18 protein-coding genes are annotated in these 20,513 nt (G+C 66.5%); 7 read left to right on the forward strand and 11 right to left on the reverse strand.

Translation table 11 applies throughout. The features are described 5' to 3' along the window. Window positions 1–56: 56 nt before the first annotated feature. The 7 genes from rhaI to E3O22_RS04250 form a co-directional block, all read right to left on the reverse strand. A complete protein-coding gene (gene rhaI / locus E3O22_RS04220) occupies window positions 57–1,223 on the reverse strand; it encodes an L-rhamnose isomerase (protein ID WP_134395323.1) in 1,167 nt (388 codons plus the stop codon). A 7-nt stretch (window positions 1,224–1,230) separates the two neighbouring features. Further along, window positions 1,231–1,617, reverse strand: a complete 387-nt coding sequence (locus E3O22_RS04225; protein ID WP_134395324.1) for an L-rhamnose mutarotase — start codon at window positions 1,615–1,617, stop codon at window positions 1,231–1,233. 3 nt (window positions 1,618–1,620) lie between these two features. Then, the gene (locus E3O22_RS04230) at window positions 1,621–3,081 is read right to left on the reverse strand and encodes an L-fucose/L-arabinose isomerase family protein (protein WP_134395325.1); all 1,461 of its coding nucleotides are present in this window, start codon (window positions 3,079–3,081) and stop codon (window positions 1,621–1,623) included. 123 nt (window positions 3,082–3,204) lie between these two features. Then, window positions 3,205–4,269 (reverse strand): rhamnose ABC transporter substrate-binding protein, encoded by a 1,065-nt coding sequence (gene rhaS / locus E3O22_RS04235; protein WP_134395326.1) that lies wholly within the window; start codon window positions 4,267–4,269, stop codon window positions 3,205–3,207. A 2-nt stretch (window positions 4,270–4,271) separates the two neighbouring features. Beyond that, a complete protein-coding gene (locus E3O22_RS04240; protein ID WP_134395327.1) occupies window positions 4,272–5,435 on the reverse strand; it encodes an ABC transporter permease in 1,164 nt (387 codons plus the stop codon). Further along, window positions 5,428–6,474 (reverse strand): ABC transporter permease, encoded by a 1,047-nt coding sequence (locus E3O22_RS04245; RefSeq protein ID WP_134395328.1) that lies wholly within the window; start codon window positions 6,472–6,474, stop codon window positions 5,428–5,430. The genes E3O22_RS04240 and E3O22_RS04245 overlap by 8 nt, the downstream gene beginning before the upstream one ends. Continuing rightward, a complete protein-coding gene (locus E3O22_RS04250; protein WP_134395329.1) occupies window positions 6,471–8,006 on the reverse strand; it encodes a sugar ABC transporter ATP-binding protein in 1,536 nt (511 codons plus the stop codon). Before E3O22_RS04250 ends, E3O22_RS04245 begins: the two co-directional genes overlap by 4 nt. A 223-nt stretch (window positions 8,007–8,229) precedes the next feature. On the opposite strand from E3O22_RS04250, the gene E3O22_RS04255 reads away from it, so the two are divergent. Both E3O22_RS04255 and E3O22_RS04260 read left to right on the forward strand, forming a co-directional pair. Next, complete coding sequence (locus E3O22_RS04255) at window positions 8,230–9,240, forward strand: LacI family DNA-binding transcriptional regulator (RefSeq protein WP_134395330.1); 1,011 nt, start codon at window positions 8,230–8,232, stop codon at window positions 9,238–9,240. A 60-nt stretch (window positions 9,241–9,300) separates the two neighbouring features. Then, window positions 9,301–10,134 carry a shikimate 5-dehydrogenase gene (locus tag E3O22_RS04260; protein ID WP_134395331.1) on the forward strand — a complete coding sequence of 278 codons (834 nt, stop codon included), beginning with the start codon at window positions 9,301–9,303 and terminating at the stop codon, window positions 10,132–10,134. Between the two features lie 249 nt (window positions 10,135–10,383). Here the strand turns inward: E3O22_RS04260 and E3O22_RS04265 are convergent, their stop codons facing one another. Genes E3O22_RS04265 through E3O22_RS15820 form a run of 3 tightly spaced genes read right to left on the reverse strand, consistent with a single transcriptional unit; the run spans window position 10,384 to window position 11,256 of the window. Further along, the gene (locus E3O22_RS04265) at window positions 10,384–10,632 is read right to left on the reverse strand and encodes a tyrosine-type recombinase/integrase (protein ID WP_134395332.1); all 249 of its coding nucleotides are present in this window, start codon (window positions 10,630–10,632) and stop codon (window positions 10,384–10,386) included. Beyond that, complete coding sequence (locus tag E3O22_RS04270) at window positions 10,620–11,087, reverse strand: hypothetical protein (RefSeq protein ID WP_134395333.1); 468 nt, start codon at window positions 11,085–11,087, stop codon at window positions 10,620–10,622. Before E3O22_RS04270 ends, E3O22_RS04265 begins: the two co-directional genes overlap by 13 nt. Continuing rightward, window positions 11,080–11,256 carry a hypothetical protein gene (locus tag E3O22_RS15820; protein WP_166784550.1) on the reverse strand — a complete coding sequence of 59 codons (177 nt, stop codon included), beginning with the start codon at window positions 11,254–11,256 and terminating at the stop codon, window positions 11,080–11,082. Before E3O22_RS15820 ends, E3O22_RS04270 begins: the two co-directional genes overlap by 8 nt. Window positions 11,257–11,761: 505 nt before the next feature. On the opposite strand from E3O22_RS15820, the gene E3O22_RS04275 reads away from it, so the two are divergent. From E3O22_RS04275 to E3O22_RS04290, 4 genes are all read left to right on the forward strand, one after another. Further along, complete coding sequence (locus tag E3O22_RS04275) at window positions 11,762–13,528, forward strand: glycosyltransferase family 2 protein (RefSeq protein ID WP_241976508.1); 1,767 nt, start codon at window positions 11,762–11,764, stop codon at window positions 13,526–13,528. Then, the gene (locus tag E3O22_RS04280) at window positions 13,525–14,256 is read left to right on the forward strand and encodes an HlyD family efflux transporter periplasmic adaptor subunit (protein WP_134395334.1); all 732 of its coding nucleotides are present in this window, start codon (window positions 13,525–13,527) and stop codon (window positions 14,254–14,256) included. Before E3O22_RS04275 ends, E3O22_RS04280 begins: the two co-directional genes overlap by 4 nt. Beyond that, a complete protein-coding gene (locus E3O22_RS04285; protein WP_134395335.1) occupies window positions 14,253–16,364 on the forward strand; it encodes a glycosyl hydrolase in 2,112 nt (703 codons plus the stop codon). The genes E3O22_RS04280 and E3O22_RS04285 overlap by 4 nt, the downstream gene beginning before the upstream one ends. A 796-nt stretch (window positions 16,365–17,160) precedes the next feature. After that, a complete protein-coding gene (locus E3O22_RS04290; RefSeq protein ID WP_134395336.1) occupies window positions 17,161–17,556 on the forward strand; it encodes a hypothetical protein in 396 nt (131 codons plus the stop codon). Between the two features lie 442 nt (window positions 17,557–17,998). Here E3O22_RS04290 and E3O22_RS04295 read toward each other — a convergent pair whose 3' ends face one another. Continuing rightward, on the reverse strand, window positions 17,999–19,375 hold the full coding sequence (locus E3O22_RS04295; RefSeq protein WP_134395337.1) for a DUF2254 domain-containing protein: 1,377 nt from the start codon (window positions 19,373–19,375) through the stop codon (window positions 17,999–18,001). 257 nt (window positions 19,376–19,632) lie between these two features. Between E3O22_RS04295 and E3O22_RS04300 the strand changes: the two genes are divergently transcribed. Then, complete coding sequence (locus E3O22_RS04300; protein WP_134395338.1) at window positions 19,633–20,247, forward strand: hypothetical protein; 615 nt, start codon at window positions 19,633–19,635, stop codon at window positions 20,245–20,247. Window positions 20,248–20,513: the final 266 nt, after the last annotated feature.

Below are 20,513 nucleotides of genomic sequence, written 5' to 3' on the forward strand. Positions count from 1 at the left end.
TGCCGGCGTGGCGGCCACAGTTGTCCGAAACGGCAACAGTTGCTTGTGGGACGAGGCTAGGCACCCCAGCCGGCCTGGATGCCGCCGACGCGGTCGGCCGCGATCGTTTGCTGGTAACCGGATGCCGCGTAGGCGACCATGGGGTCCGCCGCGAGTCCGCGAGACTCGCGCCAGGCTGCCAGGTCGGGCCGGACATCCGTGTAGAAGGCGTCCATCAGCAGGCCGTTGGCGACGAGCACGTCCCCGGACTCCTGCGCCGCGGTGAGCGCCTCGCGGTCGACGAGTAGCGCGCGCGCCGTCATCTCCTGCACGTTCAGCACCGAGCGGATCTGGCCGGGGATCTTGTCCTCCACGTTGTGGCACTGGTCGAGCATGAACGCCACGGTCGAGTTCGAGCCGAGGCCGCCACCGCGGATCACCTCGTAGAGGATGCGGAACAGCTGGAACGGGTCGGCCGCGCCCACGATCAGGTCGTCGTCGGCGTAGAAGCGGGAGTTGAAGTCGAAGGAGCCGAGCTTTCCGAGGCGGAGCAGCTGCGCGACGATGAACTCGATGTTGGTGCCGGGGGCGTGGTGGCCGGTGTCGAGGCAGACCAGTGCCCGGTCGCCGAGGGCCGCGACCTGGGCGTAGCTGGTTCCCCAGTCGGGGACATCCGTGTGGTAGAAAGCGGGCTCGAAGAACTTGTACTCCAACACGAGTCGCTGGCTCTTCCCGAGGCGGGCGTAGATCGTGGCAAGGGAGTCCGCGAGGCGATCCTGACGGCCGCGGATATCGCCCTGGCCGGGATAGTTGGTGCCGTCGGCGAGCCAGATCTTGAGGTCGACGGACCCGGTTGAGTGCATGATGTCGATGCACTCGAAGTGGTGATCGATGGCCTTCTGGCGCACCGCGGCATCCGTGTGGGTAAGGCTGCCGAATTTGTAGGCGTCATCCTGGAACGTGTTCGAGTTGACCGTTCCGAGCGTCAGCCCGCGCTCGCCGGCGTAGTCGCACAGTGCCGGGTAATCGTCGACCTTGTCCCAGGGGATGTGCAGCGCGACCGTCGGCGCCAGCCCGGTGTATTCGTTCACCTGGGCGGCGTCGGCGATCTTCTCCTGGATGGTGCGCGGCGTGCCGGGGGTGGAGAACACCTTGAACCGGGTGCCGGAGTTGCCGAAGGCCCAGGAGGGCAGCTCGATGGCCTGCGCCGCGAGCTGGGCGGTGATGGAGTCGAATGTCGTCATCGTCGTGTCACTTCTCTGTGGGGGTCGGTTTGAATTCTAGATGAATCGTTTCAACTGCATCAATCGAGTCAAGCCGGTCCTCGAGGTGGAACACCTCGGCAAGCCGAAGGAAGTCCTCGTCCGGAGCGCCCTCGAGGTTCTCGAAGAACTCAGCCATCTCGGCCTGCCAGCGGGCGTTCACCTCGGTGGCCGCCATTCCCGCCTGCGCCGCCGCGAGGGACTCCGTCTCGAAGTACCCGATCAAGAGGCCGTCGGGCCGGAGGAACAGGGAGTAGTTCTGCCAACCGGTTTCGTGCAGGGCCCGCAACATCTCCGGCCAGACGGCGGCGTGCCGCCGGGTATATTCCTCGATCCGGTCGGGCTTGACCTGAAGTTGGAAGCACACGCGCTGCACGGACTACCGCCCCCCGAGCGTGACGTGCCGGTGTTCCAGGCCGAGCAGGCTAGCGGCGGCCTTGATGTCGACGGCGCGGTGCCCGAGGCAGAGAGCCCAGTGGTGGCCGATGCCGGTCTGGCTCCATTCGTCCACCCAGACTCCGGGGTCGCCGCCGAAATCGACGCGGGAAGTCGTGTTGCCGATGGCGAGCAGCGGCCCGGGAACGACCTCGCCCTCGGCGGTGATGAACACGTAGCGGCCGTCGGGATCCTGCCCGATGCCGAAGGTGGTGACCGGCCCGGCCGTGACGTCGAACTCCACGGAGACCCCCCAGCCGCGTTTGCCGTGGTAGACGCCGAGACCGCGCAGCAGTGGGTCCCGGGCGCTGACCGCCAGGTGAGCGGGGCCGTCGTGGCCCATCTCGACCACGCCGTCGAAGAAGTTGAGCGCCTGGATCTCGGTGAACGAGCCGCCGGCGCCGATCGCGTGGCTGGCGAGCATCGCGATCGAGGTGCGAAGCTCGTATTCCCCGGCCATCGGGATGCCCCGGGCGGTCAGGATCGAGGCGCCGAGGATCATGCCGGCGCCCAGCCGTTCGTGCTGCTCACCGGCGAGGCCGCGGTGGTAGTAGGCGAGCGAGTCGAGGTCGAAGTCCGCCACGAGCCGGTCGAGGCCCACGGAGACCTTCGCGCCCCAGGCGAAGTCCTCGTCATTGACGGAGGCGTCGACCTGGAACAGCTGCTCGGCGAGGAGCATGCGGTCGGCGATCTGGGTATCCGTCACCTGGTTCACGCGCTCGCGGAGGTCGTCGAATTCGAGCACCTCGACATGCGAGCCGAAGGTGGTCGAGACGCTGCTGAGGTCGGTGGACACGTCGAGCATGCCCGGGTAGAGGTGGCCCATCAGGCCGTGCCGCGCGGTCCGGAGCGTGGCGCGCACGCCGGCCGCGTGCACCCACGAGATGATGCGGTCCCAGGCGCTCTCCTGGCGGAGGTAACCGGACACCGAGCGAAACGTGATGCCGGCCCGCCGGAACACATTGGCGACCTCCGGCACCGGGCACTGGCCGCAGTAGGCGAGCCACTGTCCGGTGTCGAAGGCGGCATGGTCCATGGCCTCGGTCGGCTGCAGGTCGATCACCAGCACGGGCGTCTTAGCCCGCTGCGCGATCGGCAGCACCATCGACGAGGTCAGGTAGGTGGCGAGGAACACCACGATCAGGTCGCAGTCGGCCAGCCGCAGCTTCTCGGCGGCAATGCCGGCTTCCTGCGCGTCGGAGATGAACCCGACGTCGACCACCTCGGCATCGAGCTGGTCGAAGCGTTCGGTGACATAGCGGGAGGATGCCTGCAGCTGCGGCAGCAGGTCGGGGAACTGTGGCCAGTAGGCGCCAAGTCCCCCGGAGACCAACCCGATCCGGGTGGGTCTGCGTTTCTTCGGCTCCAGCAGTTCGCTGGCCGAGCGGCGAAGATTCTCGTTCATGGCTGGCTCCTGTCGGAGAGCACCGCGGCGCTCGCCGCGGGACTGCATGAGTAGGGACGGTGGGGCGGATGCCTGGGCATCCGCCCCACCGGGTGCCGCGATTCAGTGCGGCGCGCGTGCGACCTAGAAGTCGTACTCGTCGATGTTGTCGGCATCGAAGACCGTCGGCGGGCCGACGATGACGATGCCGTCGGCGCCGACCTCGCGCTCGCCCAATTCGCCGGCCTCGAAGGTGTCACCCTCGGCGCCGGTGATGTCGCCGTCGGCGAGCGCCTTGCCGGCGAACGCGGCGACGTAGCCGAGCTGGGCCGGGTCCCAGAGGGCGAACGCGGTGACGGTTTCGTCCTTGACGAACGGTCGCATCTCGTTCGGCAGGCCGAGCCCGGTCAGCGCGACCTTGCCCTTGTACTCCGAGGTCGAGAGGTAGCGGGCCGTGGCGGCGATGCCGACCGTCGTCGGCGAGACGATTCCCTTGAGGTTCGGGTAGGCCTGCATCAGACCCTGGGCCTCCTGGAACGACTTCGTGTCGTCGTCGTCGCCGTAGACCTTCGCCACCAGGGTGATGTCCTTGTACGCGGGGTTGGAGGCGAGCTCCTCCTCCATGAACTTGATCCACTCGTTCTGGTTGGTGGCGTTCGCGGTGGCCGACAGGATCGCGATTTCACCGGAGCCGCCGATCTGTTCTGCGATCAGCTCGACCTGGATCAGGGCGACGTCCTTGGCGACGACCTGGCTGATGAACACGTCGCGGTACTTTGGGTTGGTGTCCGAGTCGAAGGCGACGATCTTGGCGCCCGCGGCCCGGGCTTCCTCGAGGGCCGGACCCACGGCATCCGGGTCGTTGGCGGCGATCACGATGACTTTCGTGCCGGCCTGGGTCTCCGCGTTGATGAAGGACACCTGGCTGGACGCGCTGGCCTCGAGCGGGCCGACGACCTCGGTCGCGGCGAACCCGGCCTCTTCGGCGCCGGCCTCCCCGCCGCCGAGCACCACGTCGGTGTACGGGTTGTTGAGCTGCTTGGGGATAAAGGTGATGCTGAGGTCGCCGTCGGTTCCGCCGCCGGCGGAGTCGGTCCCGGTGTCGGAGGCGCAGCCGGCAAGCAGTGCGACGGCGGCGACGACCGCGGTCACCGTCGCGAGCCGCCGGGCTGCCGCGCCTTTCCGGGTGTGATTGCGAATGAACTCCATTGTCATTTCCTTTCCTGGACGCCAGGTGCGGTGGCGCTGATTGATCCCGAGGCAGGTACCTGGGGAAGTGTTTTGTGCATCCTGCGGCCGTGCCGCCAGCGTTGGAGCGCCTCGAAAACACTCGGTGCGACAACGGATGCGATCAAAAGGGATCCGGTGACGATGATGAGCACCACGTCGGAGATCCGCTCGAGCCGAAGGGAGAAGTTGATGGTGCCGATCAGGAGCACGCCCGCGATGACCCCGGGGATCGACCCCTTGCCGCCGAAGATCGAGACCCCGCCGAGCAGAACGGCCGCGATCACCGTGAGCTCGAGGCCGCTGGCGTTGTCACTGCGGGCGCTGGAGTAACGCAGGGTCCAGTAGATCCCGGCGAGCGCCGACACTGACCCGGTGCCCACGTAGAGCCAGAACTTGGCCCGTGCCACCCGGATGCCGACGAAGGTGGCGGCCTCCGCGCTGAAGCCGAGGGCGTAAAGGCCGCGACCGAACGGGGTCAGGTGCAGCAACACCCCGAAGAACAGGGCCACGGCGGCGACGCCGATCATCACGGTCGGGATGCCCGTGCCGCCGATCTTCGAGGTGAAGAAGGACGTGAGCTCGGGCGGGAAGTTGGCGACGGCATTGTCGCCGATCACCACGAGCGCCAGCCCCCGGTAGAGCGCAAGGGTACCGATGGTGACCGCCAGCGACGGCAACCCGACCACCGCGATCAGAAACCCGTTGAAGGCTCCGGCCACCACCCCGGCGAAGAGGCTGATCGCCAGGACCAGCTCGATGTCGAGGCCGGAGGCCCAGAGCACGCCCATCAGCGCGCTGGTCAGCCCGGCGATGCTTGCCACGGACAGGTCGATCTCGCCGGTGATGATGACCAGGGTCATCGGCATGGCGATCAGGAGCACCGGGATCACGTCGAGCAGCAGGAAGCCGACCGTGACCGGGGAGGCGAAGCGAGGAATCGCGATGCTCGCGTAGAGCACGAAGGCGAGCAGCAGGTAGATCATGATCGCGTCGCGGCCGAGCAGGATGCGGGCGGCCCCGGTGCGGCCCTTCGGCTCGGTCGGCAGGGTCTTGGTGGTGTCGATGAGCCGGGTGTCGAGGGAGGAGATCTTGTCCGCCGGCGGCACCGGCGCGCTGCGGATGGCGGAAGAGCTGGGCTCAGACATTGCGGGCCTCACTGGTTCGGAGCTTGCGGGCCGTTCGCACGCTGGCGATCCGGTCGATGATGATGGCGCTGAGGATCAGCACGCCGACGATGGCCTCTTGCCAGAACTTGTCGACCCGCAGGGCCGTGAGAGCGCTGGTGATGGTGGTGAGGAGCAAGGCCCCCATGGCCGCGCCGACGACCGAGCCACTGCCGCCGAAGATGGCCACACCGCCGACGACCGCCGCGGCGACGACGGCAAGCTCGAGTCCGCTGCCGGTGGTGGCTCCGACCGAGTTGAAGCGGCTGGCGTAGAGCACCCCGGCGAGGCCGGCGAGCACCCCGTTGGTCAGGAAGGCCAGGAACACGCGGCGGCTGACCGGGATGCCGAACAGTGTCGCGGCATCCGGGTCCGAGCCGATCGCGTAGAGGTCGCGGCCGGGGCGTGTGCCCGCCAGGTAGACGGCCACGATCACGACGACGACGATGGCGATCAGGGTGATCAGCGGAAAGCCGAGCACGGTGTCGACCGAGAGCGAACCGAAAGCGTCGGGCCGGTCCCCGGCGAAGTACTGCGTGCCGCCGGCCCAGGCGTTGTTGAGCCCGCGATAGATATAGAGCGTGCCGAGGGTGATCACGAGCGCGGGAACCTTGGCGACCGTCACCAGGAGGCCGTTGATCGCGCCGAGGACGGCGCCCAGCAGCATCCCGGCCAGGAACACGACGATGATCGGGAGGCCCGGAACGGTCGCGAAGAGGGTGCCGGTGCCGAACGCGACCAGGCCGAGGATGGAGCCGACCGAGAGGTCGACGTTGCGGGTGATGATCACGAGGGCCTGGCCGACGGCGAGGATGATCACGATGGTCGCGTTCAGCAGCAGGTCCTTGACCCCCTGGGGACTGAGGAATAGCGGGTTCACCACGGTGGTGATGATCACCAGGGCGATCAGCGCCACGGTGACGGGCAGTTCCCGAAGGCGGAGGAGGGCTCCCAGTCGGGACGGCGCCGCGGCGGGGGTGTGCTCACCCGTGCCGGGCGGCCGGGTCGGGGCAGTGGTCATTGTGTACGCTCCAGTGACGCGGTGGCCGCGTGCATGATCGATTCGGGAGTGGCTTCGGCGCGGCTCAGCTCGGCGGTGATGCGCCCCTCGTGCATGACGAGCACCCGGTCGGCCATGCCGAGCACCTCGGGCAGTTCGCTCGAGATCATCAGGATGGCGATTCCCCGATTGGCGAGGTCGGAGATGAGCCGGTGAACCTCGCTCTTGGTACCTACATCGATGCCGCGAGTGGGTTCGTCGACGATCAGAAACTTCGGGTCGGTGGCCAACCACTTGGCGAGCACGACCTTCTGCTGGTTTCCGCCGGAGAGGGTGGATGCGGCGTATTCCTGCGAGGAGGTCTTGACCTGCAGCCGCCGGCTCCACTCGACGGCGGCGGCGCGTTCGGCGCGGCCGTTGATGATGCCGAAGCGGGCGACCCGGTCGCGCAGGGTCAGCGCGGTGTTGCGGCCCACGGACAGGTCCATCACGAGTCCCTGCTTGCGGCGGTCCTCGGGCACGAAACCCATGCCGGCGTCGATCGCGGCCTTGGGGCTGTGCGCTTTGAGGCGCTGTCCGAGGAACTCGACCGTGCCGCGGTCGTAGGGGTCGATGCCGAAGACGGCCCGGGCGACCTCCGTGCGCCCGGCCCCGACGAGTCCGGCGAGGGCCACGACCTCGCCGGCCTTGACGTCGAAGGTCACGTCTGCGAAGAGGCCGGCGCGGCCGAGCCCCTTCACGGAGAGCACGGTGTCGCCCACCGGGGCGACCTCCTTGGGGAACAGCGCCCCGACATCGCGTCCCACCATCTCGTGCACGATCGCGTCGACGGTCACCGTGCTGGTGACGTGAGTCGCGATGTAGCGGCCGTCCCGCATCACGGTGATGCGGTCGCAGAGGGCGAACACCTCGTCGAACCGGTGCGAGATGAAGAGGATGCCCGCGCCCTGGCCCCGCAGGTTGCGGGCAACTTGGAACAGGCGCTCCACCTCGATGCCCGACAGCGCGGCGGTCGGCTCGTCCATGACGAGCACCATGGCGCCCTGGGAGATGGCCTTGGCGATCTCGATGATCTGCTGGTCGGCAATCGACAGGCCCTCGGCCACCCGGTTGGGGTCGATGCGCACGCCGAGCTGGTCGAACAGGTCGCGGGCGGCGGTGCGCATGGCGGCCCGACTGATCAGGCCCAGCCTGCCTTTCGGCTGGCGCCCGATGAAGATGTTCTCGGCCACCGTGAGGTCGGGGAACAGGGTGGGTTCCTGATAGATCACGGAGATGCCGGCGCCCTTGCTGTCGGCCACGGTGCGGAACGACACCGGCTGCCCTTCAACCTGGAACTCACCGGCGTCGAGGCGGTAGAGCCCGGCCAGGATTTTCACGAGGGTGGACTTGCCGGCCCCATTCTCCCCGACCAGGGCGTGGATCTCACCCGGGAGGATTTCGATGTTCCCGTCTGCGAGGGCGACGACCGGTCCGAATGCCTTGACGGCACCGGAGAGGGTCAAGCGAGGTTCGGGTGGCCGATCGCCTGCGGGCAGGGATTCAGTTTGCATGGCGTCGAGTGCCTCCACATTGAGGGTGAATCGTTTCAGAGATCGTGTATCAGCGAATATAGGGTGAGGTTGGGGCATCCGTCAACAGCAGAAAAAGTGCAATTCCCGCAATGAGATTCAACCGAGACCTCGAATGGGTCTCGCGTATTGATTCGTTTCAATCTGCGGTGCGGTGATCTACACTTCACCTAGAGGCAGCAACGCGCGGGGCGAAAGGGTGACGATGGCAACGGTGAGTGTGCGCGAAGTCGCGGCTCGCGCCGGGGTGTCGGTCGGCACCGTCTCCAATGTGCTCAACCGGCCGGGCAAGGTTTCCCCGGCAACCGTGGAACGGGTGCAGACGGCAATCTCCGACCTCGGCTTCGTGCGCAACGACGCTGCCCGGCAACTGCGGGCCGGCCGCAGCCGCAGCATCGGGCTCGTCGTGCTCGACGTCGCCAACCCGTTCTTCACGGATATCGCGCGCGGCGCCGAGGACCGGGCCGCCGAAGCGGGTCTCACCCTGCTTCTCGGCAACAGCGACGAGAACATCGACCGGGAGAGTGCCTACCTCGACCTGTTCGAAGAGCAGCGTGTGCACGGAGTCTTGATCTCCCCGCTCGGCGAGGTCGGGGACCGGCTCGTGCGGCTGCGCGCCCGCGGCACTCCCACCGTTCTCGTCGACCGGCAGACAGCCGACCACAGCTTCTCCTCCGTGGCCGTCGACGACGTGGCCGGCGGGCACCTCGCCGCGGAGCACCTGGCCTCGATTGGGCGCACCCGGATCGCGTTCGTGGGTGGGCCGCAGAGCATCCGTCAGGTTGCCGACCGGCTGGAGGGCGCGCGCCAGGCCGTGCGGGAGCATCCGAACGTGTCGCTCGAGGTGATCAGCACGGAGTCCCTCTCGGTGCTGCAGGGGCGTTTCGTGGGCGAGCAGTTGCGCGCCCGCGACCCGGTCGACCGGCCGGACGCCGTGTTCGCGGCGAACGACCTGCTCGCCATCGGCGTGCTGCAGGCCCTGAGCATGCTGGGCGATGTGCGGGTCCCCGAAGACGTGGCGCTCATCGGCTACGACGACATCGCTTTCGCGGCGGCAGCCATCGTGCCGCTCTCCTCGATCCGCCAGCCGAGCGCCCTGATCGGCCACACGGCCGTCGACCTGCTGCTGCGCGAAGCCGCTGGCGGCGACGATTTCGTGCACGAGCAGATCGAGTTCCAACCGGAGCTGATCGTGCGGGAGTCCACCGCCGGCTGACTGGGTCCCGCTCCTCCCGCCCGGGCTTGCGCCGGCGCTTCCGCTCCTAAACTTGACCGCATGACACTGCAGCCCCTGCTCACCAAAGACACCCGCCTGTGCATCTCCCTGGCCACCCGGCCCAGCAATTTCGGCACGCGTTTCCACAATTACCTGTACGCCGAGCTGGGGCTCGATTTCATCTACAAGGCGTTCACCACGACGAATCTTGCCGCCGCGATCGGCGGCGTGCGGGCGTTGGGCATCCGTGGCTGCTCCGTGTCGATGCCCTTCAAGGAAGACGTCATCGCCCTGGTCGACGAGTTGGATGACTCGGCGAGCGCCATCGCGTCGATCAATACGATCGTCAACGACAACGGCTGCCTGCGGGCCTCGAACACGGACTACATCGCCGCCGCCGATCTGATCCGCGCGCGCGCCCTCGACCCGACCACCCCGTTCCTGCTCCGCGGCAGCGGCGGAATGGCGAAGGCCGTCGCAGCGGCCTTCCGCGATTCCGGGTTCGAGCACGGCACCCTGATCGCCCGGAACGAGGCTCGAGGCCGGACTCTCGCCACCGAGCTCGGCTACCGCTGGGCGGCCGAGCCGACCGGCCTCACCGCACCGCTGCTCGTGAACGTCACCCCGATCGGCATGACCGGCGGTGCCGAGGCGAACGACCTGTCCTATTCCGCCGAGGTGCTCGCCGACGCGACCTGCGTGTTCGACGTGGTGGCGTTGCCCGCGGAGACTCCGCTCATCCGGGCCGCGCGCGCGGCAGGCAAGACCGTGATCACGGGGGCCGAGGTCATCGCGCTGCAGGCAGCGGAGCAGTTCGAGCGCTACACCGGGGTGCGGCCGGCGCCGGAGCAGGTCGCCGCGGCATCCGCCTTCGCCCGCACTCACGCACGATAGCGCGCGCCTGAACCACGTCGACGCCGAAGCAGGTCGCTCCAGTCGGCGTTCGAGTGACGTGACCGGGGCCCTCGTTGCCTCCAGGGGATACTGTTCAGGAAACCCCTCCCCGCGAGGACAATCCACCCCGGAATCGACGAACGGCCTCCGAAACGTCGGAGGCCATTCGTTTTGGGACGAGTTCTAGGAACAGAATCAACCAGTTCTAAGAACAACCCTGGCGCGGTACCGGTGGGATTTGAACCCGTATCACGACCCGATGCTCGTCGCCCAACACCCCCGAATCGACTGGTTTACGAGGATATGGCGCCGGTTTCCTGCGTCGAGTGCCTCGGCAACGTCGTCCCGGTCGTCCCCGAACAGGTCGGCAGAGCGGTCGAGAGTCATCGCGGCGGAAGCGTGGCCGAGCATTCGCTGCACCGCTTTGACGTTCGCGCCCGCGCTGATCGCGAGTGATGCCGCCGTGTGTCGCAGGTCGTGCGGGGTCACCCGCGGCATGATCGGAGGCTCCTCCCGCTTGAGGCGCTTGGCCTCGCTGGCTGTTTCTCCTCGGAGGCACGCACGCGCATGACGGCACCCCTGAACCAGCCCTTGTGCGCATGGCCTGGGGTCAGGTTAATCACGCCGTCACCCCAGAGCAGCGCGTCGGCACTGTTGCCCTGGCTCGCGTTCGCTATCGCGCTGTCCAGGAATGCCGGGTAGTCGACCGAGCGGCACTCGTGGGTCTTCGGAGTGCCGACCACGACATAGCCGTTCACACTGACGGCGTCCTCCTCAATCCGGAAGCTCCGCGTCGCCTGGTCGATGTGCCTGACCCTGAGTCCGGTCGCCTCCCCCCACCTGAGACCGGTGTACGCCAGAAAGCCAACGAAGTCGGGGTATTTCGATTCCACAGCCAGCCGCTCGACCTGCTGGTGCGAGAGGTATGCGCGCCGGCCGCTGGTCCTACGCAAGTTTCGAGATCCAGGTCTGCACCGTGGTGTGACGGATCGAGCCGACGGCACGGGCTCCCCACGTCGGCTTGACGGCGGTCTTGTGCGCCGCGAGCCAGTCTGCTCCGAGAACACACACGAGCGAGAGACCGTCGCTCGGCGCGATGTACGCCCCCTGGAGCCTCGACACCTCAACGGTGTCGAGGTATGCCTGCGCGTCCCGCTTCAGCCTGAACCCGGTCTCCGATGCCGCCGGTGGGGTGTCCGATCTGCCCCATGCTGCAGCGGCGCCGGTCGGCAGGCGGCCTATAGCGAGGTTACGGTGTTGTTACGAAAGCGAGAAATCTTCGGCAACGACTTTGCGGATCGTTTGATCTTCTCTTAGCGTGCTTATAACCGCCACATCGAACGGTCGAACTAGACCTTCCCGCTCGTTGTCTCAGCCACCCAGACCCAGTGGCGCCTCGTCGTTGCTTCCTCATCCCGATCCGTTTCGGATCCCGATCTCGATAGATCCTGCGAACCACGGCCGACGAAGCCCACCCATTCTCCTCCAGTCAGCATTCCCTGCCTGTCAAGATGGGTCCTTCACGTGCGCTCCCGGGCACTATCGACGTTCAGCACACCCCCGCGAACCTCGCCCGAGACCCCGTTTGCGAATCCCGGACCCGAATCCGGCAGTGAAAGAGAGACAGATGGCCACCCTCCATCCCCGCGATGGCGCACCCATTCCACCGGAATCGGTGGTACTACCGGAAGCCATGCACCGGATCCCCGCGCACGAAGCGACGACCGGCATCCGCCCGCGCCGACCAATGGCCTCGGCCCACGCCCAGTCGCCGTCGCTCGTGATGCTGGTGCTGATCGCCACCCTCGGCATCCTCGCCTACTCGTCATTCTTGTTGAACCCGGCCAGTCGAGGAGACTGGTTGCCCTATTCGCTGGTCATCCTGGCCGAGTCGATCCTGATCTTCCAGGCACTGCTGTCCATGTGGACGATCCTGTCCGGGTCGGGCGACCCACGGGAATTCAACTTCCACCAGGCGCGGGCGAGCCTCGTGCACACCCGATCCGTTGCCAAGGATGGCTTGGCGGACCGGCCAGAGCGGTGGCCCCTGCACCTGGGCGACCAGCCGGCCACCGTCGACGTGTTCGTCACCACCTATGGCGAGGACATCGACGTGATCCGGACAACTGTTACCGCGGTGCGGGCGATGCAGGGCGAGCACCTGACCTGGGTGCTCGATGACGGCCACTCAGACGACGTACGTGACCTTGCCGCGGAGTTGGGCGTGCGCTACCTCCGCCGGCTGAGCTCGAATGGCGCCAAGGCGGGCAACGTCAATCACGCGCTCACGATGAGCACGGCGGAGTACTTCGTGATCTTCGACGCTGACTTCGTGCCCGAACGCGAGTTCCTGATCGAGACCCTGCCGTTCTTCATCGATGACAAGGTCGCCTTCGTGCAGACCCCGCAGGCCTACAGCAACCTGCACAACGTCATCTCGCGCGGCGCCGGATACATGCAAGCCGTTTTCTACAGGTTCATCCAACCCGGACGCAACCGGTTCAACGCCGCGTTCTGCGTGGGAACCAACGTTATCTTCCGCCGGGATGCCATCAACGACGTTGGTGGCATGTACACCGACTCCAAGTCCGAAGACGTCTGGACGTCGCTCAAACTGCACGAGCGGGGCTGGAAGACCATCTACATCCCCACGGTGCTGGCGACCGGGCATGCACCAGACACCGTGGAGGCGTACACCAAGCAGCAGCTGCGCTGGGCTACCGGCGGCTTCGAGATCCTGTTTCAGAGCAACCCGCTGAGCCGGCGCCGCAGTCTCACCTTCGACCAGCGCCTGCAGTACCTGGTGACGGCATCCTTCTACCTCACCGGGATCGCCCCCCTGCTGCTGTTGCTGGTGCCGCCACTGGAAATCTTCTTCGACCTGCAACCGATGAACATCTCCACAACCGTGGTGACCTGGCTGCTGTACTACGCGGGCTTTTATCTGATGCAGGTGGTGCTGGCGTTCTACACGATGGGCTCGTTCCGCTGGGAGACTCTCATGCTCGTCACAGCATCGTTCCCCATCTACGTGGCAGCGCTGATCAACGTCCTCGTCGGCAAAGAGCAGCACTGGAGCGCCACCGGCGACAAATCCAGGGTGCGGTCGCCGTTCGACTTCATGATCCCCCAGGTGCTGTTCTTCGTATTCCTCCTCCTGACCTCGATGGTTGCAATCTGGCGTGATGTCGGCATCGGCACGCTCACCCTGGCCACGGCCTGGAACGTGACGAACACCCTCATCCTCGGCACCTTCGTTGTCACGGCCATGTTCGAGTCGCGCCGGGCACGGCAGGCCCGCTCCCGGCGTCGCATGTCAGGGCGGCGATCGGCACCCGAAGGCCGACCCGTATCCTCCCCGCACGGACAGACCCGAGAGGTGGTGCCCGCATGACCTGGGCCAATCGATTCAAACTCTTTTTCGGCCTCATCATGGTCGTCGGCATCGTGGCCGTGCTCACGCTGATCTTCAATCAACGGCAGGCGCAGGTGATGAGCGTTTCGGCCTCGATCCAAGCGGCCGAGTATCCGGTGGGATCCGACTACGGCGGAACCGTACTGGACCGACTCGTCGACGATGGCGACCAGGTCACGGCGGGCCAACCCTTGTTCACACTGCACAGTCCCACCCTGCTGGCCGATCTCGCCGAGGGGCTGGTGACGGCGGACACCGTCGCATACTCGGTGGCCGACGACGGGGTGCTCACCCTCACCGCGTCCGTCGACGGCACCGTCACCGACATCAGCACCGAGCGAGCCTCGTTCGTTCAGGCCGGCCAGGTGCTCGCCGTCATCGACAAGACCGGTTCCCTGTTCGTGTCAGCAGACTACGTGCTCACCAGCGGCGACTACGCCAGAATCGAACCCGGCGCTGCCGTGGACATCGTGCTGCCCAATCAGACCCGGATGGCCGGCACCATGGAAGCCCTGGATGTGCAGACGACGGACGGCCAGGCGGAGACCACGGCCAAGGTGCTCAGTCCAGACCTGGTCGACGGTGCCTCGAACGGTCTCATCGCTCCCGGAACGCCGGTGACGGCGACGATCGCCCTGCGCGACGACGGCCCCCTCGCCGGCGCCAGCGACGGCCTGTTCAACTTCCTTCAAACGATCGGCCTATGAGTATGCACAAGTCACCGAAGATATCGATCACCGTGGCCGCTGCCGTCCTGACTGTCGTTGCCCTCGCGGCGTGCACCATGACGGATGCCCCCGCGCCGACCTCGGCGCCGGCAACGGCGCCGGCAACGGCTAAAGCGGCCTCGTCGGGGGCGGCCGTCTTCCCCACCAGCGAGGTTTCCTCGCTCGTCGAGGACATGCCTCAACGGACCGTGAAGGACCTACCGGCAGCGCGACTGGCCGACGGGCTCATCCCGCCGACCAACCGGTGGTTCTCCGGCCTGGTGTTCGGTGAGGAGTCCATGCCCGTGTTCCCATTGCCGCTGTCGTTCCAACTCACCGACAGTGGATTCGCCTTCGGACTGCCGGAGGTGTCAGCTGACACCAACGTGATCCGCGGCGGCTTCACCGGGCAGATCGGCGTACGCATCGGCGCATCCGAAGGTAACCCGGATCAGGAGGTGACGGCATACGATGAGGCGTCGGTCACCGTCAGCCAGTCCAGCGATGGTTCGGAGCTCGGCCGCACGGTGATCGCCCGAGGCTCACCGTTCGTGTCGTTCACGGCGGCGACGGATGTTGCCGTGTCGATGTCGACCGCCTTTACGGAGACAGCGGATGGCGTGTGGACGGCCGATGTGGCCGGCAGCACCTACGGCCTGGTCAGCGCGGGAACGCTTTCAGACGGCACCGACCTGTCGCTCGAGGCCGGCCAATCCGTCACCTGGTTCGCACTGCCGGAAGGCGGCGAGCTCGAAACCTTCGCCGAGGCAGCGGTGCACCCGGTTGTGGGCACCAGCGTCGAGTACCGAACCGATGCGGAATCAGCGACCACGACCATCCACTACGACACCAGTGACGGCGGCGACACCCTGGTCGCCGCGATGCCGCATCAACTGGCGGGCCTCGCGGATGACGTCGACTGCGGAGAGGGGGAATACTCGAGCATCTATGGGGGGCTCTCGGTGTGCCTTGGCACGACGCTGTCCTGGTCTGTGCCCACGATCGCGCCGTCGGGTGCCCTGGACCTCACGGGGCTCAGCGACGATGAACGTCAGCGCCTGGCCGACCAGGTGCGATCGGATGTGGCGGCCACGAAGACCTTCGCCGCCGACACCTACTTCGGCGGCAAGTCCCTTTACCGGGCCGCCAACCTGCTCGAGGTGGCCCGGCAGGTGGGCGCCGACGACGCCGTGACAGAGCTGACCGATCGACTGACCAAGGCATTGGACCAGTGGATGGACCCGGACGGGTGCGTCGACGGCACCGAGCGCTGCTTCGTCTACGACCCGGACGCCAAAGGTCTTGTGGGCCTGGCCACCTCGTTCGGCTCCGAGGAATTCAACGACCACCACTTCCACTACGGCTACTTCTTCTACGCCGCCGCGGTGGTCGCGGCCGACGACCCCGAGGCCGTCGGGCGCTGGGCACCGGTGATGAACCTGCTCGCCGCCGACCTGGCCACGAGTGGTGGCAGCGACTTCTTCCCCGACCGCCGGGTTTTCGACGCCTACGCCGGCCATTCCTGGGCCAGCGGCACCTCGCCGTTCGGCGACGGCAACAACCAGGAATCCAGCTCCGAAGCCGTGACCGCGTGGAACGGCCTGGCCCTGTGGGGCGACGTGAGCGGGCAGGCGGATCTGGCGACCGAGGCCGAGTGGATGCTCTCCAGCGAGGCGGCATCCTCCCGCGCCTACTGGACCGACTTCGACCTGGCTGACCCGGTCTATGAGGGCTTCGAACACACCGTCACCTCACTGGTGTGGGGAGGCAAGCGCGACTACGCCACCTGGTTCAGCGCCGAACCCAGCGCCATGCTCGGCATCCTGGTGCTGCCGATGAGCCCCGTCGCCGGATACCTCGGCGGCGACCCCGACCGGGTGCAGGCAAACCTCGCCGACGCGTTGCCGACCGGCGGCGTCGACGCGGATCGGTACGACGTGATGTTCGGGGACTACCTACTGATGTACGCCGCGTTGCAGGGCCGGGAGGCCGCATCCGCAGCCTTGGCGGACGCCGAGAGTCTGCCGGAGGAGAGGATCGACGACGGCAACAGCCGTGCCTATCTCCTGGCGTGGCTGATGCGGTGGGGGTCGCCTCCGGCCGGATAGGGGAGAATCGGGGATCATGGCGACCCTCACCGCCCTCCCGCACGTCACCGACCCCGACCTGCTCTTCGAAACGTTCGAAATCACTGCGTCAACAGCACGGTCACGGTACGCGACCGCGAAAGGGCGACTTCGCACCGCGCTGGTCTCCGCCCGGGGAATCCATCAGGAGGCCGTCGTCCTGGGGCAGTCATGCTCCGGCTTACGGGCGACGGCGCCAATGCACGGGCCGGACATCGCTCGGGCTCCGATCGATACCGAGTTTGCGCGCCGTGCGCGGATATGCTCGGGGCCGGTGTTGGAGGTTGGGCCTCCATTGCACTGTTTGACCGATGGTTTGAGAGACGGCCAGGCATGCGCGTTTCGCTGGCCGCCGTCGGGGCAGCCGCGGGAACCATGCTGTTGGGAGCCATCGCAGGAAGAGCGGATTCGGTGCGAGGATCCGCCTCCTGGATGATACTCATCGTCGCGATAGCTCTCGTGCTGGCGGTCGTGGCGGCGATCGTCGCCGCGGTATTGGTCTCCTATGCGGAGAGGAACCCTCCAAGTAGTTCCGTGAAAGCGATTTCGCAAGCTCCAGATGGTCGTTGGATTGATTTCTAGCTGAGACTTTTACCCGGAACTGCGGACGATTTGTGTCCCGTGTGCTGCAAGGGCTTGCGGATCAGGCGTGGCTCCGCGCCGCTCAACGTTCGGCTATGGGCCTTGACTCTGTCTGCAGGCGATTTTTTCCAGTCAGTCCCTAAACGCTTACCTGGTGTCTGGTAGCACGTACTTTGTTAAGGAGGGGGTACACGAAATGAAACTCCACAGACCGGTTTTTCCCGTGCTCCTCGCCGTGACTGGGCGGTCTTGGATCCTCGGCCTCCCGTCGATGGCCCTCATGGCCTTGGCTGGGCTGCAGTTGGCGTTCATCTCACATGCGGGTATCGGCGAATCCTGCTATCAGAACCCCGAACTAGGCAAGCTGGCTCTGCCCTCAGCAGGCTGGACCGCGGACGGTGCATTTTCGTTCTTTCCCGTCGGGGTCCGATGCTCCTATTTCACGAGCGACCGCGAACTCCTCCTGGTGCATACCGAGTCGAGCGTGTGGGACTGGGGAATCACGTTCGCCGCGATCCTCGGAATCGTCGGCGTTGCGCTCTTCCTGACCGCCCGGCTCGCCACTCGGCGAACCTGGCACGCATCGCTCTGAAGATTCAGACCCGGACCGTCCCTCTGGAGGTTCGGCCCACGACACAGGCTGTTTAGATTTAGACCTTTAGAGTTCCTCGGACGAATCGGCGTCGGAGCTTGTGGCTCGCCCGGAACTTCTGAGAGCGCCGAACCATCGATTCGATGGGCGATGATCGCGGACGCCAGCGTCACGGCCGCGGTCGACGCGGTGCCCGGAATCATCACCGACCTGAGGGCCCGAGGCTTCACCCTCGTGCTAGTGGAGGACCTCCTCCCGAACCCGGGTCCCGGCGACGTCGACTACGACCGATCCCAGGTCCCCAGGGCCCATATCTCGCTCGACCAGCGTCAGGGCACTCTCGAATCTCCCGACGGCGCCGATCTCAGCCCGGTCATCGACGAGGCGCCGTATCGTGCCGGAGCCGAGTACCACACCCGGGGACTGAGGCGCTCCGGACCGCTCAGGCTGTTTCGTAGGCCGTGGCAGACCAGCGTCCGTCGAGCGCATCGTCGACCTCGGTCGCGAGCACGTTCAGCCGGGAGCGATCCGCGGCGATCCACTCCTGCCGGGCCATCGCTTCCCGCATCCGCGCCAGTTGATCGCGCACCGCGGCGAGCACCGCAGGGTGCTCGCCGTTCCAGGCGACTTCCTGCAGCAGGCGCAGCAGCCGGCCCGTGACCGCGGGGTCGGCAATGCCGTAGAGGCGCGGTTGTGCGACCACGAGGTCGAGGAAGTGGCCGAAGGACGGCCGGCGCACGATCACACACACCCGATCGCGGTCGTTGCGTAGCAGTCGAGGCCCGAGGTCCCGGCCCGCGAGATCGCACAGCAGCGCCGCGGCGTGCCCGAGCGCGTGCACTGCGGTCGTCGGGTCGTTGATGCCCGGCGAGAGCGCCTTGGCCGTCACGTCGATGAGCTGGCGCAGTCCGAAGCCGGCATCCTGCACGATCGTTCGCTCTGAACCGCTCGACACCGCCGCCGCCACCCTCGTCTGCAGCTCGGCCACGTCGTCCGCGGCGATCACCGTGCCCGCCTGTTGCGGCCAGACCGTCGCGAGCGGCACTCCGCGCACCAGGGACGAGCCGGGCAGCGCATCGATCCGGATAACCACGGAGTGGGCGGTCGCGACCTCGCGCACGGAGTGCTCGTCAACCGAGAGGAGGAACCCAGATTCTGCCGCACCCACGAGGATCTCGCCCGAGCCTCCCCCGGACGGCACGGTCACCGTTGCTCCGGCATCTTCGGGGAACGTGCGCTCGAGCTCACCGGATGCCTCCCGGTGCACCGTGGTCAGCATCGTCTCGATCCGCAGCTCGCGCACGAGGTGCGCGAGAAAGGCAACCAGGCCGATGACACTCGCGACCGCGAGCACATAGGCGAATGTCGTCGCCATCTGCGGGATGAACACATCCCGGTTGTCGTCGCCCGTGCGCACGGTGCGCAGCACCGTCAGGGAATACACGAAGGTGCCGAGCAGCAGCCCTAGGGTGGTGTGCACGATCCGGTCGCTGGTGAATGTGCGCAGCAGCCTCGGCGAGAACTGGCTGCTCGCAAGCTGAAGGGTGACGACGGTGAGTGAGAAGGTCAGCGCGGTGACCGTGATGAGCGACCCGGAAATCGCCTGAAGCACGGCGCGAGCGGCATCCGCTCCCCCCTGGAACAGGTAGACGGTGAGCCACGCGGGCAGATCGTCGTCGATCGCTTGGTCGAGGATGGGGAGCCCGATGCCAAGCCCAATAGCGAGCGAGATCGCGATGGCGGGGACGGGCCACAGTTGCGCGCTGAGGCTCTCGGCCAGGCGGCGTGTTCCTCGCCGTCGCGGGTTACTCAGCGCCATGTCGTCCTCCGGGTTAGATGAGCATGTCTCTTAGACGGTACAGGGTGTGCGAGCGCGGATGACTCGTAATCCGCGACGCTCGTTCGGGCGTTGCCATTGCAGCAAGGCCGGAATACGAAAGAATTGCCTGAAAGAACCCGTGAGAGCTTAGGACAAGAGGAGGGTGGTCGGCAATCGTTGACACTATCGACGACTCTGCGGTGCGCGAGGCGAAACTCAGCCGAGCGGAGTCCTTCGCGAGGTCACTGGACAAACCGATGGGGATACTCGGTCTGCTCTTTCTGTTCGTCGTCCTCGGGCAACTGGTGGCAACCCAAGAGGCCCTTGTCAGCGGTCTGACGATTCTCGGCTGGGTCTTCTGGCTCGTCTTCGTCGCCGAATTCCTCCTGCGGGCCTACGTCGCACGCTTCCAGCTGAGGTTCTGGAAGCGGAACTGGTGGCAGGTGATCTTCCTGCTTGTGCCCTTCCTCCGCTTCTTCAGATCGCTCCAGTCCTTGCGACTGTTTCGTCTGGCTCGTGTGGGACGCCTGGGCGGCATCCTGTCGGCGAGTGTTCGGGGCACACGTTCCGCCGGACGGCTGCTGACCAGTCGCATCGGGTGGCTGGCGGCGGTGACTGCAGTCGTCGCGCTCGGGTCAAGCCAGCTTCTGTACGCAACGGGCACCTACGATAGCTACGCGGATGCCCTCTTCGAAGCGACCCTGACAACGGTGACCGGGTCCGGGATCACGTCGGTTGACGGGTTCCCGCGGGTGCTACATATCCTCTTGGCGACCTACTCGGTCGCCGTGTTCGCCACCCTTGCCGGAACACTGGGGGCCTTTTTCCTTCGAGGAACCGCCCCGGAGACAGACCGGCGCAGCAGCGCGTGAAGGGTGCGTCGGCGGGAACCGAAGTGGTCATCGCTCCTCGTCGGTGGGGGCATGACCGTGGGACCTTCGATGATCATGTCGACCGCGACGATGTCGAGTTCCGTGCGCTGTCCACGCGCGGTGGAGACAGAGTCGCGAACTGTCGTGGATAGGTCCGGTTCCGCTGATTAGAGACGACGCACGCAATAAGATGCGCGTGGATGGGGTGCGACACGCTTGCCGCTCGCACCTTGGCCTCAATCTCACCGTACAAGCGAACAGATCTG

The sequence above is a fragment of the Cryobacterium sp. TMT2-18-2 genome (assembly GCF_004402245.1).
Classification (GTDB): domain Bacteria; phylum Actinomycetota; class Actinomycetes; order Actinomycetales; family Microbacteriaceae; genus Cryobacterium; species Cryobacterium sandaracinum.

Coding starts and splice junctions, on each gene's coding strand:
- rhaI (WP_134395323.1), bottom strand. CDS start 1,223: ATGACGACATTCGACTCCATCACCGCCCAGCTCGCGGCGCAGGCCATC.
- E3O22_RS04230 (WP_134395325.1), bottom strand. CDS start 3,081: ATGAACGAGAATCTTCGCCGCTCGGCCAGCGAACTGCTGGAGCCGAAG.
- rhaS (WP_134395326.1), bottom strand. CDS start 4,269: ATGGAGTTCATTCGCAATCACACCCGGAAAGGCGCGGCAGCCCGGCGG.
- E3O22_RS04240 (WP_134395327.1), bottom strand. CDS start 5,435: ATGTCTGAGCCCAGCTCTTCCGCCATCCGCAGCGCGCCGGTGCCGCCG.
- E3O22_RS04245 (WP_134395328.1), bottom strand. CDS start 6,474: ATGACCACTGCCCCGACCCGGCCGCCCGGCACGGGTGAGCACACCCCC.
- E3O22_RS04250 (WP_134395329.1), bottom strand. CDS start 8,006: ATGCAAACTGAATCCCTGCCCGCAGGCGATCGGCCACCCGAACCTCGC.
- E3O22_RS04255 (WP_134395330.1), top strand. CDS start 8,230: ATGGCAACGGTGAGTGTGCGCGAAGTCGCGGCTCGCGCCGGGGTGTCG.
- E3O22_RS04260 (WP_134395331.1), top strand. CDS start 9,301: ATGACACTGCAGCCCCTGCTCACCAAAGACACCCGCCTGTGCATCTCC.
- E3O22_RS04265 (WP_134395332.1), bottom strand. CDS start 10,632: ATGCCGCGGGTGACCCCGCACGACCTGCGACACACGGCGGCATCACTC.
- E3O22_RS04275 (WP_241976508.1), top strand. CDS start 11,762: ATGGCCACCCTCCATCCCCGCGATGGCGCACCCATTCCACCGGAATCG.
- E3O22_RS04280 (WP_134395334.1), top strand. CDS start 13,525: ATGACCTGGGCCAATCGATTCAAACTCTTTTTCGGCCTCATCATGGTC.
- E3O22_RS04285 (WP_134395335.1), top strand. CDS start 14,253: ATGAGTATGCACAAGTCACCGAAGATATCGATCACCGTGGCCGCTGCC.
- E3O22_RS04290 (WP_134395336.1), top strand. CDS start 17,161: ATGAAACTCCACAGACCGGTTTTTCCCGTGCTCCTCGCCGTGACTGGG.
- E3O22_RS04295 (WP_134395337.1), bottom strand. CDS start 19,375: ATGGCGCTGAGTAACCCGCGACGGCGAGGAACACGCCGCCTGGCCGAG.
- E3O22_RS04300 (WP_134395338.1), top strand. CDS start 19,633: ATGGGGATACTCGGTCTGCTCTTTCTGTTCGTCGTCCTCGGGCAACTG.